The 14,693-nt window shown below is 69.4% G+C and carries 14 protein-coding genes; 6 read left to right on the top strand and 8 right to left on the bottom strand.

Annotated features, from left to right (window positions below):
• Positions 1-102: 102 nt before the first annotated feature.
• The gene (locus tag MLG_RS08815) at positions 103-1,824 is read left to right on the top strand and encodes a M14 family metallopeptidase (protein ID WP_011629467.1); all 1,722 of its coding nucleotides are present in this window, start codon (positions 103-105) and stop codon (positions 1,822-1,824) included.
• Here the strand turns inward: MLG_RS08815 and MLG_RS08820 are convergent.
• Together MLG_RS08820 and MLG_RS08825 are read right to left on the bottom strand one after the other, a co-directional pair.
• Positions 1,814-3,241 carry an RtcB family protein gene (locus MLG_RS08820; RefSeq protein WP_011629468.1) on the bottom strand — a complete coding sequence of 476 codons (1,428 nt, stop codon included), beginning with the start codon at positions 3,239-3,241 and terminating at the stop codon, positions 1,814-1,816. The two genes, MLG_RS08815 and MLG_RS08820, sit on opposite strands and share 11 nt — an antisense overlap.
• Before the next feature lie 30 nt (positions 3,242-3,271).
• Positions 3,272-3,712 carry an archease gene (locus MLG_RS08825; RefSeq protein WP_198003219.1) on the bottom strand — a complete coding sequence of 147 codons (441 nt, stop codon included), beginning with the start codon at positions 3,710-3,712 and terminating at the stop codon, positions 3,272-3,274.
• A gap of 191 nt (positions 3,713-3,903) precedes the next feature.
• Between MLG_RS08825 and MLG_RS08830 the strand changes: the two genes are divergently transcribed.
• Both MLG_RS08830 and MLG_RS08835 read left to right on the top strand, forming a co-directional pair.
• A complete protein-coding gene (locus MLG_RS08830; protein ID WP_011629470.1) occupies positions 3,904-4,500 on the top strand; it encodes a hypothetical protein in 597 nt (198 codons plus the stop codon).
• 59 nt (positions 4,501-4,559) lie between these two features.
• On the top strand, positions 4,560-5,537 hold the full coding sequence (locus MLG_RS08835; RefSeq protein WP_011629471.1) for a ribose-phosphate diphosphokinase: 978 nt from the start codon (positions 4,560-4,562) through the stop codon (positions 5,535-5,537).
• Here the strand turns inward: MLG_RS08835 and MLG_RS08840 are convergent.
• A complete protein-coding gene (locus tag MLG_RS08840; protein WP_049753552.1) occupies positions 5,509-6,570 on the bottom strand; it encodes a hypothetical protein in 1,062 nt (353 codons plus the stop codon). The genes MLG_RS08835 and MLG_RS08840 overlap by 29 nt on opposite strands.
• Before the next feature lie 107 nt (positions 6,571-6,677).
• Here MLG_RS08840 and MLG_RS08845 point away from each other — a divergent pair, with 107 nt between their 5' ends.
• Positions 6,678-7,367, top strand: a complete 690-nt coding sequence (locus tag MLG_RS08845; protein ID WP_198003220.1) for a phosphoribosyltransferase — start codon at positions 6,678-6,680, stop codon at positions 7,365-7,367.
• Positions 7,368-7,391: 24 nt separating this feature from the next.
• On the opposite strand, the gene MLG_RS08850 is transcribed toward MLG_RS08845, so the two are convergent.
• The 3 genes from MLG_RS08850 to MLG_RS08860 all read right to left on the bottom strand — a co-directional run bounded on the left by MLG_RS08850 (position 7,392) and on the right by MLG_RS08860 (position 10,442).
• A complete protein-coding gene (locus MLG_RS08850) occupies positions 7,392-8,519 on the bottom strand; it encodes a CapA family protein (protein WP_011629474.1) in 1,128 nt (375 codons plus the stop codon).
• 52 nt (positions 8,520-8,571) lie between these two features.
• Positions 8,572-9,462: a deoxyribonuclease IV gene (locus tag MLG_RS08855; RefSeq protein WP_011629475.1), complete on the bottom strand. Its 891-nt coding sequence runs from the start codon at positions 9,460-9,462 to the stop codon at positions 8,572-8,574.
• A 95-nt stretch (positions 9,463-9,557) separates the two neighbouring features.
• Positions 9,558-10,442 (bottom strand): hypothetical protein, encoded by an 885-nt coding sequence (locus MLG_RS08860; protein WP_232209239.1) that lies wholly within the window; start codon positions 10,440-10,442, stop codon positions 9,558-9,560.
• Between the two features lie 162 nt (positions 10,443-10,604).
• Here MLG_RS08860 and MLG_RS08865 point away from each other — a divergent pair, with 162 nt between their 5' ends.
• Complete coding sequence (locus MLG_RS08865; RefSeq protein WP_011629477.1) at positions 10,605-12,029, top strand: M20/M25/M40 family metallo-hydrolase; 1,425 nt, start codon at positions 10,605-10,607, stop codon at positions 12,027-12,029.
• A gap of 74 nt (positions 12,030-12,103) precedes the next feature.
• Here the strand turns inward: MLG_RS08865 and MLG_RS08870 are convergent, their stop codons facing one another.
• Both MLG_RS08870 and MLG_RS08875 read right to left on the bottom strand, forming a co-directional pair.
• Positions 12,104-12,796, bottom strand: a complete 693-nt coding sequence (locus MLG_RS08870; protein ID WP_011629478.1) for a phosphate signaling complex PhoU family protein — start codon at positions 12,794-12,796, stop codon at positions 12,104-12,106.
• 27 nt (positions 12,797-12,823) lie between these two features.
• Positions 12,824-14,035: a Na/Pi symporter gene (locus MLG_RS08875; protein WP_198003281.1), complete on the bottom strand. Its 1,212-nt coding sequence runs from the start codon at positions 14,033-14,035 to the stop codon at positions 12,824-12,826.
• Between the two features lie 205 nt (positions 14,036-14,240).
• On the opposite strand from MLG_RS08875, the gene MLG_RS08880 reads away from it, so the two are divergent.
• A complete protein-coding gene (locus tag MLG_RS08880; protein WP_011629480.1) occupies positions 14,241-14,657 on the top strand; it encodes a CBS domain-containing protein in 417 nt (138 codons plus the stop codon).
• Positions 14,658-14,693 lie beyond the last annotated feature (36 nt).

Here is a 14,693-nt window from a genome sequence, read left to right on the forward strand (position 1 = left end):
GAAAGACCTTGCTCTCGACGGCCTCAGTCTACCCCACCCCGTCGCTCCCTGGGCGTCTGGCCCATACTGGGAACACACGGCCAACCGCTGTTGGAGACAGGCATGGGTGCACCCACCGACATCGAGCCCTTCCGGCACCAATACCTGGATTACGACACCCTCACCGGGCAGTTGCAGCACTGGGCGTCGGCGCACCCGGAGGTGGCCCGCCTGGAGAGCCTGGGCACCAGCCCGGAGGGCCGCGAGATCTGGCTGCTCACCGTGGGCAGGCGGCCGGAGCGGTCGCGTCCCGCCGTCTGGGTGAACGGCAACATGCACGGTTCGGAGTTGGCCGGCTCCAGCGTGGCGCTGGCCGTGGCCGAGGCGGCCCTGCAACTCCACCTGAGCGGTGCCAACACCCACGGCGGACTGCTGCCCCATCTGGAGGAACAACTCCGCGGCGTGCTCTTCTACATCTGCCCGCGCGTCTCGCCCGACGGTGCGGAACAGGTGCTTCATCACGGCGGCTTCGTGCGCTCGGCACCCCGGCGCAGCCCCCACGCCCCCGACACCCCCCGTTGGGAACCGAGCGACTTGGACGGCGATGGCCGCTGCCGCTATCTGCGGATGGAGGATCCGGCCGGGCCGTTCGTCGCCTCGCCCCGGCATGCCGGGCTGATGCTGCCCCGTGAACTGGACGACCCACCCCCCTATTACCGCCTCTACCCGGAGGGGCTCATCCGTCACTGGGATGGCCACACCGTGCCGGAGCCGGAACCGTTGCGAGACACCCCCGATTTCAACCGCAACTTTCCCTGGAACTGGCGGCCAGAGCCGGACCAGACCGGCGCTGGGCACTTTCCAGGCTCCGAGCCCGAGACCCACGCGGTGCTCGATTTCGCCACCCGCCATCCCAACATCTACGCCTGGCTCGATCTACACACCTTCGGCGGGGTCTTCATCCGCCCGCTGACCGGCGCCCCGGACGCCGCCATGGACCAGGATGACCTGGCGCTCTACCGCCAATTGGCCGCCTGGGGCGAAATGCTCACCGGCTATCCCACGGTCAGCGGCTTCGAGGAGTTCACCTACGAACCCGAGACCCCGCTTTACGGGGACCTGACCGACTTCGCCTATCACCAACGCGCCTGCCTGGCCCAGGTCTGTGAACTCTGGGACCTCTTCCGCCGGCTCGACCTGCCCCGCCCGAAACGCTTCGTGGACCTCTACACCAGCCTGCACCGTGGCGACATGGAACGGCTGGCCCAGTGGGATGCCGAGCACAACCGCCAACGGCTCTTCCGGCCCTGGTTGCCCCTCAAGCACCCGCAAATCGGGCCGGTAGAGGTTGGCGGGCTGGACCCCAGCATCGGCATCTGGAACCCGCCCCCCGAAGCGCTGCCCGACATCTGTGACGGCATCGCCACCTATTGGTTGCGGGCTGCCGCCCTGCTACCCCGACTGACTATCGCCGGGCTGGAATGCCGCCCGCTGGGGGACGACCACTGGGAGATCATCGCGGTCGTGGCGAATCACGGCTACCTGCCCACCTACGGCGTAGCCGCCGGCCGCAGTCGGCCCTGGAACGACGGTGTGGAAACCGAACTCTGGCTGGAGGGCTGTACCCTGACCGAGGGCCAGCCGGCCCGCCAAGCCCTTGGCCATCTCGACGGCTGGGGCCGCGGATTGGGGAACATGGCGCACATGCCCTGGTTCCAGCGCTCACGGGGCAGCAGCCATCAGGCCCGGGCACGCTGGGTGGTGCGGGGCCGGGGCACAGTCACGCTGAGCGTCCGAAGCACCCGGCTCGGGACCCTGGCACAGACCCGGCGACTCACCCCTTGACGCAGATCAGCGGGCGCAGGTGCGCCACCCGGCGCGCCAGCCCCGCCCGTTCGGCGGCGATCACCACCTGGTCCACATCCTTGTAGGCGCCCGGGGCCTCCTCCGCCACACCGCGCATCGAGGGACTGCGGATCAGGATCCCGCGTTCGGCCAGTTCGTCCACCACCTGGCGGCCGCGCCAGCGCTTCAGCGCCGCGCGCCGGGACATGGCCCGGCCGGCACCGTGGCAGGCGGAGGAGAAGGCCTTGTCGCCGGCCCCCGTGCCCACCAGGATGTGCGAGCCGGTGCCCATGCTGCCGCCGATCAGCACCGGCTGACCGACCCCACGCAGCGCCTCGGGCAGATCGGCGTGGGCCGGGCCAAAGGCCCGGGTGGCGCCCTTGCGGTGGACGAAAAGCCGGCGCGGCCGGCCATCCACGGTATGGGTCTCGACCTTGCAGGTGTTGTGCGAGACGTCGTAGAGCAGGTCCAGCGGATGGTCGGGGAAGAAACGGGCGAAGACCTCGCGGGCGAACTCCCCCAGGATCTGCCGGTTGGCCAGGGCGCAGTTAATGGCGCTGCGCATGGCCCCCAGGTAGCGCTCGCCGATGGGCGAGTGGATGGGGGCACAGGCCAGTTCCCGGTCCGGCAGGTGGATGCCAGCCTCGGCGGCGGCGGGCAGCATGTCACGCAGGAACTCGGTGCCGATCTGATGGCCCAGACCGCGCGAGCCGCAGTGAATGGTCACCACCACATCGCCCTCGGCCAGGCCGAGCACGGCCGCGGTATCCGGATCGTAGAGGGTCTCCACCGCCTGCACCTCCAGGTAGTGGTTGCCCGAGCCCAGAGTGCCCATCTCCCGGCGCTGGCGCTTCTTGGCCCGCTCGGACACGCAGTCGGGATCGGCCCCCTCCATCCGGCCCCGCTCCTCAATGCGCGCCAGGTCCTCGGCCCCGCCCCATCCCTTCTCCACCGCCCAGGCGGCGCCGCCGCGCAGCATGGCATCCATCTCCCGGCCCTGCAGGGTGATGCCGCTGTGGCTGCCGACCCCGGCGGGGATGCTCGACATCAGGGCATCGGCCAGGCGCTCCTGCACACGGCGCACCTCCGGCACCGTCAGCCCGGTGAGCAGGGTGCGCACCCCGCAGGAGACATCGAAGCCCACGCCGCCGGCGGACACCACCCCGCCCTCATTCGGGTCGAAGGCGGCCACGCCGCCGATGGGAAAGCCATAGCCCCAGTGGGCGTCCGGCATCACGTAGGCGCCCTTGACGATACCGGGCAGCGAGGCGACGTTGGCGGTCTGCTCGGCCACCTTGTCGTCCATGGCCCGGATCAGCGTCTCGTCACCGTAGATGATGCCGGGCACCCGCATGGCGCCACTGGGCTCAATCTGCCAGCTCGTCTCGTCGATGCGGGTCAAACGTGAGGTATCCATGACAGCCTCCGAGGTTTCGGGCTCCGCCGCTCAGACGTCCACGACGCAGCCCGCTGTCCAACGCCCCTGCCGGTCGCGGCCGACGCTCAGGGCGGTGTAGGTGGCGCCTTTGGGCTCGCAGGCCGGGGCATGGCGGGCGCGGTCCACCGGCTCGCCCCACAGGCTGGCTTCCAACCGATCGCCCCGCAGCCGCACCGAGTAGTCGCCGAACAACAGACCGCCCACCGCCATCTCATAGATGACGGCGTTCAGCCAGTCCACCAGCAACAGCTCCCTGTCCGGGGCCTGGCAGTGCACATCCACCCGCTCGCGGGCGGCCAGCGGGGCGTCGGTGACCACCCGGGTCAGCGCCACCGCCGCCTGCTCGAAGGCGGCCTCCGGGGTGGGGCCCCAGCCACACACCCGCACGTCGGCATCGTGCGGCTCCAACGCCCAGCCCCGCTCCGATTGCTCGCGCTGCGCCATGCTCATCGCGTCATTCTCCTGCACCGCGCCCTCCCGATCTAACCGATCCCGGACCGGGCCGGCCGTCCATGGAGGGCGGCCGGCGGCTCTTCTATAGTGGCGACAAGGGCCCGCACCTGGTGCCCGCCCCACGGCGTCCACGCCTTACCCCTTACCATGGCCGCAAAGCGCCATGAATGCCAATGCGGAGTCCGAACATGCGCGCAAGATGGCTGCTTGCAGGCACCCTGGCCCTCGCCCTCGCGGGGTTCGCCGTTCTGTCGGCGCCCGCTGCTGAACCCCGGGCCGGGCTGCGGGTGGATTACTCCCCATCCCCGGGCACCGCCCTCGCCGACCCGGCGCGGCAGCCGGTGGCGGCCCTGACCCGGGTGGATGCCAACTTCAACCGGCTGCGCCGCTACAGCACCGAGCTGACCCTGACCTACCCCGATGCCCCGGCCGGCGACAGCCGCCACACGGTGCGCATCCGGGTGGTCCGGGTACACCCCCATGTGGCCATCCACTACTTCAAGCGTGACCGTGACGCGTACATGTACCTGAACCACGGCCTGGACGACCGGGGCTACCGCTACTACCACGCGGTGCAGTTCCCGGTGATCGGGATGAAGACCTACATTACCGAGCACGCCATGGACAATGACGGGGAGATCGCACCCCGCGAGCTCCTGGACGAGGACGCCCGCCGCATCCTGGCGCTGCAGCTTTCCGAGATCGACCGCTACGGCGGCATCGCCGCCTATGCGGCCATGCTGGAGAAACGCGGCTACTTCCCGGCGACGGGCCCGGGCATCTGACAGGCCGCAATGAGGCGGCCGCAACGCCAGACGGGCAGGGACGACCACAGGGTGAGCCGATGAAACTGTTCGCACTCAACGCCAGTCGGGATTTCGGTGCCCGCGTGGCCGAGGCCCTGGGATCGCCCCTGGCCGAGCACGAGGAGCGCGAGTTCGAGGACGGTGAGCACAAGGCGCGCCCGCTGACCGGCGTACGCGGCGAGGACGTCTACGTCCTGCAGAGCCTGCACGGCGACCCGGCGCAGGGGGTGAACGAGCGCCTGGCGCGCCTGCTGTTCTTTCTGGCCACCGTGCGCCAGGCCGGCGCGGCCCGGGTCACCGCCGTCATCCCCTACCTCGCCTACGCCCGCAAGGACCGCCAGACCAAGCCGCGCGACCCGGTCACCACCCGCTACCTGGCGCAGTTGCTCGAGGCCATGGGCATCGACGCGGTGATCACCCTGGAGGTGCACAACCGGGCGGCCTTCCAGAACGCCTTCCGCTGCCAGGCCCATCCGCTGGACACCCGCCGCTTGTTCGCCGCCCACATCCGCGGGCGCTGCGAGAACGACCCGGTGGTGGTCGCCTCCCCCGACCCGGGCGGCGTCAAGCGCGCGCAGGGCTTTCAGGAGACCCTGGCCGCCCTGCTGGACCGGCCGGTGGGCGCGGCGTTCGTGGAGAAGCGGCGCAGCGAGGGGGTGGTGAGCGGTGAGGCCCTGGTGGGCGACGTGGCCGGGGCCTCGGTGTGGCTGATGGATGATCTGATCAGCAGCGGCGGTACCCTGGCCCGCGCCGCCGCGGCCTGCCGGCGTCAGGGCGCAGCGCGGGTGGTCGGGCTGGCCGCCCACGGGCTGTTCACCGGTGACGCCGGGCGGGTGCTCAGTGACTCCGCGCTGGAGCGGATCCTCATCACCGACACCGTCCCCCCCGACCGCCTCGACCCCGCGGTGGCGGAGCAACGCCTGGAGATTGTCAGCGCCGCGCCGCTGTTCGCGGAGGCCATCCGCCGCACCCACAAGGGCGGCTCGCTCACCGAGTTGCTGGAGGGCCCAGGTTAGCCGCGGCCCTTTCAGCCAGGGACAGGTAGTCGGCGGCCAGCGGCACCCACCGCTCCGGGCTGCGCGGGTCGGGTTCCAGCAGGTGGGCGAGCGCCAGGCGCGCCCGCAGGCAAGCCCGGTACGCAGTGTAGAAGGCCAGCAGCGGGGCGCCGGGGTGGTCATCCAGGGCCTCGCCGCACTGGCGGATCAGTCGCGGGCCGATCCAGGGCGCCCCCAGCCGGTCGCACTCCATACCCAGGAAGGCCAGCTCGTCGAAAGGGTCTACCTGACGGAGGGCAAGGCTGAACTCCAGGCCGTCGATCACTACCGGGGTATCACACAGGCAGACGTGCTCCGGGCGCAGATCGCCATGCCCCTCCACGATTCGCCCCGCCCGCGCCCTCTCACGCAGGGCCGGCGCCCCCGCCTCCAGCCACCGGTCCAGCGCGTCCAATACCCGCTGGAGGGCGCCTTTGGGCAGCGCGAAACGCGGGTCGGTGAGCACCGCCCGATTCCTCGCATGCTCGCCAGCGAAACGCTGCAGATACGTCTGCGGCGAGACCGGCTCCGGTGCCAGGCCTCGGTAGAACCCTGACAGCCGCTCACCAAGCCGGTCGATCCGCTCCCGGTCCACCGCCCCGGCCGCGATGGCGTTATCCAGCATCCGCTCCGCCGGCAGCCGCCGCATGACCACCAGCCAGTCCACCGTCCGCCCCCCGCCCTGCAACGCCAGCCGCCCATCGGCCGTCACCGTCAGCGCCGAGACACCGAGGTAGACATCCGGCGCCAGCCGCCGGTTGAGCCGGACCTCCTCGCGGCAGAGAAACTCCCGACCCCACAAAAAGCGCCCATCACGGCGGGGATACCGCAACGGTTTCTTCAGCTTGTAGACCCGATCTCCGGCCAGGAACACCCAGGACATATGGGTCTCGCGCACCGTTACCCTGCCCTGGACGTCGGGGTAGGCATCGCTGTCGGCGAGAAAGGCCACCTTGTCCCGCAACGGGACCGGACCCGGACCATCGGACGGGCTGTCTATCCATTCCTGTGCCATGGGCGCGCTGTTGTCTCCGGGTTCAGACGGGCGCACACCGCCGGTGCGGTGCCGCATTGCTGCTAATCTTCATAGTAGGCGTCTACCCGCGGTATGCCCCCCTACCCATGCTGACAGCAGCCGGTGATACCATGAACGGCTTTCAGGGATTCAGTGACCGTACCGAGGCCGGCCGGGCCCTGGCCCGGGAGCTGGTGGCCCGTGACTACCCCCGCCCGGTCGTCTACGCCCTGCCGCGGGGGGGCGTACCGGTGGCCTTCGAGGTGGCCGAGGCGCTGGATGCGCCGCTGGATTTGTTGATGGTCCGCAAGATCGGGGTGCCCTGGCAGCCCGAACTGGCCCTGGCGGCCGTCGTCAACGGGGATCGACCGGAGGTCGTCATCAACGAGGATGTGTGGCGCGCCGTGCGCGTGAGCGAGGAGGCGTTTGAGCGCGCCAAGGCGCAGGAGCTCGAAACCATACGCCAGCGCCGCGCCCTCTACCTCCAGGGCCGCGAGCGCCCCTCCGCGGCCGGGGCCACCGCCATCGTCATCGACGACGGCATCGCCACCGGCGCCACCATGCGGGTCGCGCTCAAGGCCCTGCGCCGTGCCAGCCCCGAGCGGCTGATCCTCGCCGTGCCCGTGGCCCCCGCCGATACCGTGGTCCGGTTGCGCGCGGAGGTGGACGAGCTCATCTGCCTGGCCACTCCGACCCCCTTCCAGGCCATCGGCCTGCACTACCGGGACTTCCACCAGGTGAGTGACGACGAGGTCATCGTCCTGCTCGACCGGCGCCAGGGCGCGGCGGCCCGCTGACCCGGCCTGGCCACCGGGCCGTTCTCACCGCCAGTGCAGCGCCAGGCGACCGTCCGCGCTCACGGTCACCGAGGTGCCCAGCGCCCGTCCCTCGCGGTCCAGCACCGCGGCCAGCCATTCGGCGTCCGCCCGCTTCGCCCGGTGCAGCCGGAAGTTCCGGATCTGCAGCGGTACCAGGGTAAGGGCCCGCAGCCGGCCGTCGGCGAGCGCCAGTGCTGGGAGGTACATCAGCACCAAGTCGCCGCGGAAGGCCTCATGGCCACCGATCCCCTCGTAGTCATTGAGGAAATCACCACAACCGTAGAGGATCAGGCGGTCCTTGTAGACCTCGATACCGCGCACATGATGGGAAGAGTGACCCCAGACCAGATCGACCCCGGCCCGATCGATCAGCGCGTGGGCAAACACCCGATGTGCCCGGGGGATGGCGTAGCCCCAGTTGGAGCCCCAGTGCAGCGAGACCGCCACCACGTCGCCGGGTCGGCGCTCACGGCGGACGGCCTCGGCCAGCAGGGTCACGGCCTCATCCGAGGGCCGGGGCAACACATTGACGCCCGGCTGCTCCTCGGTGGCCGCCCAGGCCGCCGGCACTCCGCTGCTGGGCATACCCAGCGCGTACAGCACCAGCCGCCCACCGGGCACCCCAAATACCGTCGGCGCCGCCGCCTCCCGCCGGTCCCGACCGGCCCCGACATAACGGATGCCCGCCCGGTCCAGTGCCTCCAGCGTCTCCAGCAAACCGGCCCGGCCCCAGTCCAGCACGTGGTTGTTGGCGAGGACGCAACCGTCCACGCCAGCCGCCTGCAGCAGCGGCACATTACCCGGGTGCATGCGGTAATGGATGCCCTTGGGCTCGGGGTCGTCGCAGGTGGTGACCGCCGTCTCCAGGTTGATCAGGCGCGGCGCCGGCGCCCACGCCCGCAGCTCCGCCAGGGCATCGCCCCAGACATAGGCGTAATCCACCGGTCTGGGTATCGGCCCGTTTGCCCGCTCCGCGAGCGCCACATACCCCTCGGCCGAGTCCATCACCGGCTCGTAAATCCGCGGATCCACCGAGTGCGGCAGCACCTGGTCGATGCCACGACCGGTCATCACATCCCCCGCGAGGAAAAGCGTTGCGCTGTGCTCCACCGGACGACTCCATCGACCCATGACGTTACTATGGCAGACAGCCTGGGACCGTGGGGACGAGCCGGGCGGGGGCTTACAGGTTCACCCCCGCATCCTCGATCTCCGGCAACGGGGCGGCCTCGCCCGCCGCCGCCTGGCGCAGCCATACGATCTCACGCGCCCAACCCTCCGGTCCGGCCGGGGTCTCCAGGAACATGGGCAGGTGGCGGGTGCGCGGGTCGGTAACCGCGCGGCGGAAGGCCTCGGCGCCGATCTCGCCCCGCCCGATCAGGGCATGGCGGTCCTTGCGCGAGTCGAAGGGCACTTTGGAGTCGTTCAGGTGCAGCGCCACCAGCCGATCCAGGCCGAGGATGCGGTCGAACTCGCTCCAGGTCTTTTCCCAGCCCGCCTCGGTGTGAATCGGGTAGCCGGCGGCAAAGGCGTGGGCGGTGTCCACGCAAACACCGAAGCGCTCCGGGCTCTCGAGCAGGTCCAGGATCGCGCGCAGTTCCTCGAAACTGCGACCCAGGGTGGTGCCCTGCCCGGCCACATTCTCTAGCACCAGGCAGACGTCGGTCTTGTCCGGGTGGGCGCGGCAGATCTCGTTGAGCGCGTGGGCAATCTGCTGGATGCCGGTCTCCACCCCTTTGCCCACGTGGGCCCCGGGGTGGAAGTTCAGCAGTTCCACGCCCAGCTTGTGGCAACGGAGCAGCTCCTGCTCGAAGGCGTCATAGGTCTTGGCGAACTTCTCCGGATCGGTGGTGCCCAGGTTGAGCAGGTAGGAGGCGTGGCTCATCACCGCGCCGATCCCACAGGCCTCGCGGTTGGCCCGGAAGGCGGTGGCCTCCTCGTCACTGATGGGCTTGACCCGCCACTGCCGCTGGTTGCGAGTGAAGATCTGAATGCAGTCGCAGCCGATCTCCCGGCCCCGCTCGGGGGCGTTCTGCGGGCCACCGGCCGCCGATACATGGGCGCCTAGCTGCATGGTTGAGTCCTCTTCTGCCGGCTTCGGCCACCATGGCCGAGGAACGAGGCGGTACCTTACCGGGGCACCCGGTTTCAGGGAAGCCCGCCGGCCCCTCAGCCGCCGCCGGGCCAAACCTCCGGAAAGGGGGCCGGGGACGGTTCCGCCTCCTGCAGCTCTCGCTGGTGGGTGTATTCCTGCTGCTTCTGCTCGATATAGGTATCGCGCTCCAGCTCGCGCAACTGGTGGGCGTAACGGTCGGTGAGCTCAAACCAGCGCTCCAGGCTGGCCGGCAGGCGCTCCGCCTCGGGCAGCGCCCGGGTCTCCAGGTGAGTCTGCAGGGCCAGGTAGAACCGCATGACGTTGCGCTCGAACATCCCACGCGCGCCGTCCACGTAGACCGGCTCCCCCGCCTCGTCATGGGACATAACGGTGAAGCCCACCTTGTCCCGGCCGGCGGTGGCGAAGTAGACCCGCATGGCCAGGCGGGCGCGCACACCGAACGACAGGGCGTAGCGCAGTCGCAACAGGCTCTGGTCGGCCCCGTGCGGCACCGCCTCCAGGACCAGGCGGTAATCGCGGGTGCCGTAGGGGCCGCGGTCGCCCTCCAGCACCACCTCCAGCCGCTGCTCGCTGTCCACCTGCAACCGCATCTGCAGATCCACTGCATTGGCCTCGGCCGGCGGATGGTAGTGGCGACGACCGACGTACAGGCGCAGGGCGGCATCGGCCCCGTCCACGGGTTGGTGCACACAGGCCTTGACGTTCTGGTGCAGAAAGACGATCTCGCACCAGGCGGCCGGTTCGCTGAGCACCGATTTGAGCTCCGGGAAGGGGAACGGCACCCGGGCATAGGCGGTGCCCTCAACGGCGTCATGCCGTTGCTCGGAGACCACCTGCAGCGGCTCGTCGAAGGGGGTCTCGGCGATGGCTTGCAGCCAGGTCGCCGGCTCGTCCCGCGCCATGACCCCGGTTGCCAAGCCCAGTAGAATGATCAGCAATACGCCGGCCGTCCGGCAGGCCCACACGCGGGCCGTTTGCGGCCCTGAAGCGGTAAGGCGCTCGTGCATGGGGTTCACCGTCGGGAATGCCGATTTCCACTTCCAGAGTAGCCGCATTCCGCCGCCGACGCCCGCCACTCCAGCAACAGGGACACCAGGACCATGAGCAGTGAAGCGATCCGAAAGTACGTGGACGCCCTCTGGGGCGACACCATCACAGAGGCGCTCAGTGAGTTCATCCGCATCCCGGCCAAATCCCCTCACTTCGACCCGCACTGGGCGGAAAACGGCCACCTGGACGCCGCCGTCGCCCTGGCCGAGGACTGGTGCCACTGCCATGCGCCCACCGACACCCGCATCGAGGTAGTGCGCCTGCCCGGGCGAACGCCGCTGCTGCTGGTGGACATACCGGGCCAGGCCCCGGGCGGGGTATTGCTCTACGGCCACCTGGACAAGCAGCCGGAGATGGCCGGGTGGGATGCCGACAAAGGCCCCTGGACCCCCGTGGTCCAGGACGACCGGCTCTACGGCCGGGGCAGCGTCGACGACGGCTACGCCCTGTTCAGCTCACTGGCCGCGGTGCTCGCCCTGCGCGACCAGGGCCTGCCCCACGCCCGCTGCACGTTGCTGATCGAGACCTGCGAGGAGAGTGGCAGCTACGACCTGCCCCACTATCTGGAGGCCCTGGGCGATCGCCTGGGTCAACCGGACCTGGTGGTCTGCCTGGACTCGGGCTGCGGCAACTACGAACAGCTCTGGTGCACCACCTCACTGCGCGGGGTGGCCGCGGGCACGCTGAGCGTGGAGGTGCTGACCGAAGGGGTACACTCCGGTGACGCCGGCGGGGTCATCCCCTCCAGTTTCCGGGTGGCGCGCCGATTGCTGGAGCGGCTCGAGGATGCCGGGGACGGGCGCATCCTCCCGGCAGCCTTCAATGCAGAGATCCCGGCCACCCGGCGCCGGCAGGCGGCCCAGGCCGCCGGGGTATTGAGCGATACCACCTTCCGGCGCTTTCCCCGGGTGCCCGGCCTGCGACCCGATGTGGAGGACCCGGCCGAGCTCATCCTGAACCGCACCTGGCGTCCGGCACTGGAGGTGGTCGGTGCCTCGGGCCTGCCCGAGCCGGACGACGCCGGTAACGTCCTGCGCACCGGCACCGCCCTCAAGCTCTCCCTGCGACTGCCACCCACCGTGGATGCGGAGGCGGCCACCCGCGCCCTTGATGAACTGCTGACCAGCGACCCGCCGGCCGGCGCCCGCCTGCACTTCGAACCCAGCCAGGCCTCCAATGGCTGGCATGCGCCGGACTTCGCCCCCTGGCTGGGCGAGGCGCTGGACCGCGCCTCTCGACGGCATTTCAACGCCCCGGCGGTGCACATGGGCGAAGGCGGCGCCATCCCCTTCATGGGGCTGCTGGCCGAGACCTTCCCGCAGGCGCAATTCCTGGTCACCGGTGCGCTGGGCCCCGGGGCCAACGCCCACGGCCCCAACGAATTCCTGCACCTGCCCATGGCCCGCAAGCTCACCGCCTGCGTGGCCGAGGTGCTGCACGAGCACGCCGTCCAGGGACTCGCCCGGGCCGACTGAACCGTGTTCGGGAACCGCAAGGCCCGGGTGCCGGGCACCACGCCCGGCACCCAACGCTGGGCGTACCGCCCCTGTCAGCGCCGGGCCCGTTCCGAGGCCTCCTTCTCCGGATAGAAGTCCAGATCCTCGAGCCGCCCCAGCACCGCGGTGGCGATATTGGCCAGGTGCCCGGCCACCCGTTTGTAGTGACGGGCGAGCAGCGAGTAGGCCATGGCCTCGTGGAACTCGATCTCGCCCTCGTCGTGGAAGAGCTCCGCGATCACCTCGTCGCAGCTCCTGCGGATCTCCCCGGCCTGCGCCAGCGCCTTGCCGGCCGCCGCCTCATCGGAGCGGGCCGTGGCCGCGATCACCCGGCTGAACATGCCGCGCATCGCCTCGGCCATGCGGTCCAGCGGGGCCTGATACTTGTCCACGTGGAAGCCCTCGGTGTAGAGGCAACCGATCTCGAAGACGTTCTTGCAATAGTCGCCAATGCGCTCGGCATCCTTCGCCACGCTCATCAACGCCAGGCAGATGGCCACATCGTGGCCGGGGTTCACGGTCAGGTGGCGCAATACCTTGCGCCGAATGGAACGCTCCAGCTCATTAATGGACTGGTCGCGGTCGTAGAGCGGCTGGCGCACCTCGTCGGCCGGGGTCTCGCTGTAGAGCACCTCGTTGGCGCGGGCGAACATCCAGGCGCCGTGTTCCAGCATGCGGGTCAGGTCCTCAAAGGCCCGGTCCAGGGTGTTCTCCGAGGTCAGCGCGCTGTAGAGCTGTCGAAACATGGGGAAAACCTCGCGTCAGGCCGCGCCTCAGCGCAGGCCCATGAACAATTCGATGGCGCCAATACCCAGTAGCGGTACCACCAAGAATACGCCAAACAGGAACAAGAAGGCGTAGCGCGGCTTGCGTCCGGCCAGATCGCCGTACCAGAGGGCGAGCTTCAACGGGATGCGGCGCAACGGGTACCAAATCATGGTCCCGGTCACATTGAAGGTGACGTGGAACAGCGCCACCGTCATGGCCGCGGCAATGGGATTGGCGGTGGCCGCCAGCACGCTGGTCACCGTGGTGCCCAGGTTCGCCCCCATCATGAAGGGCAGCACCCGGCGGATACGCACCACCCCGGCGCCGGCCAGAGGCACCATCAGGCTGCTGGTGATGGTGCTGGACTGCACCAGCACCGTGGAGACCACCCCGACTCCGTAGGCGCGCAGGTCGGTGCGGAAGAAGTAGGTGCGGAACAGCCCGTCCATGTGGCGCAACAGGGCCCCGCGCAGGTTGTGCACCATGAAGATCAGGGCGATGAACATCAGCGCCAGGCCGATGGCCGCCACCAGCAACCCCTCGCCGGCCGTGGTCGGCATCACCCAGGCCCCCACGGCGTCCACCGCCTCCACCACCGGCCGCGTGACCACCTTGACCGGGCTGTCCGGGCGCGGCACCTCCTCCAACCCGATCAGGCCACTGACCCAGGCCGCAAACTGGGTAAACACCCCACGCCCGGTCTCGTGGGCCAGGCCGGTGAGCCATTCGATCGGGAAGATCAGCATGACCGTGAGGATATTGAAGAAATCGTGCAGGAGTGCGGCGGTGAACGAGCGGCGGAAGTTGCGGCGGATGCGGATGTTGGCCAGTGCGACGATCACGCCGGTCACCGCGGTGCCGATATTCGCCCCCATGATGGCGAACACCCCGGTGCCCAGCGTCATCTCGCCACTGGCCACCAGGGTGACGATGAGCGCCGAGGTGAACGACGAGCTCTGCACCACCATGGTGACCATTACCCCGGCCAACAGGGCGATGAAGGGGTTCTCGCCGTAGGCGAAGGCCCGCACCAGGAAGTCGCTGTCGCCGCCGAAGGTGCCCAGACCAGAGCCCAGCACATTGAGGGCGGCGAGGAAGAGGTAAAGACAGAGCCCGGCGTAGAGGCCGCGCATCCAGGCAGGCACCTCGCGGCGCTGCTCACGGGCCAGGGCCGGGCTGGCGGCCGTCGGGGGCGGGGGTGAATCGTTTTTCAACATAGGCACGCTGTCTGTCCACGGCAAGACCATGACAGTTCCGTGATGGAACGGTTACCGGCGCGCACGGTACCCTGCTTTCATGACAGTTTCATTACAAACCTGAAACAAACCGATCCCTGCCAGCAGCCGGCCGGGGAGCACTGAGGACGCGCCGGGGCTGAACTATACTTGTCAATGCGGTCCCCGCAACAGGAGGGTGATTGACATGAAAGTGAACGCAGCCATGCATCGTGGCGTGGAGTGGTGTGCCCCGGACACCCCCATCATGGAGATCGCCCGGCTCTTTCGCGAGAAGGATATCGGCGCCATTCCCATCGGTGAGAACGATCGGCTGGTCGGCATGCTGACCGACCGAGACATCGTCTGCCGGGGTCTGGCGGAAGGCCGGGACGTGGCCTCCATGACCGCGGGTGATGTCATGACCCGGGACATCATCTATTGCTGGGAGGACGACGACATCGAGGATGCCGTACACCTGATGGAAGAGCACCGGGTGCGCCGTGTCCCCGTCCTCAACAGCGACAAGCGCATGACAGGCATGCTGTCCATGGGTGACATCTCCCACGCCGCCAACCCGGAACTCTGCCGCGAGTTCCTGGGCGCGGTCGCCGCGCACCACTGACCCCCACCGGCGGGTGCGCCCCACGCGCCCGCCCCA

The organism is Alkalilimnicola ehrlichii MLHE-1 (genome assembly GCF_000014785.1).
In the GTDB taxonomy this organism is placed as follows: domain Bacteria; phylum Pseudomonadota; class Gammaproteobacteria; order Nitrococcales; family Halorhodospiraceae; genus Alkalilimnicola; species Alkalilimnicola ehrlichii.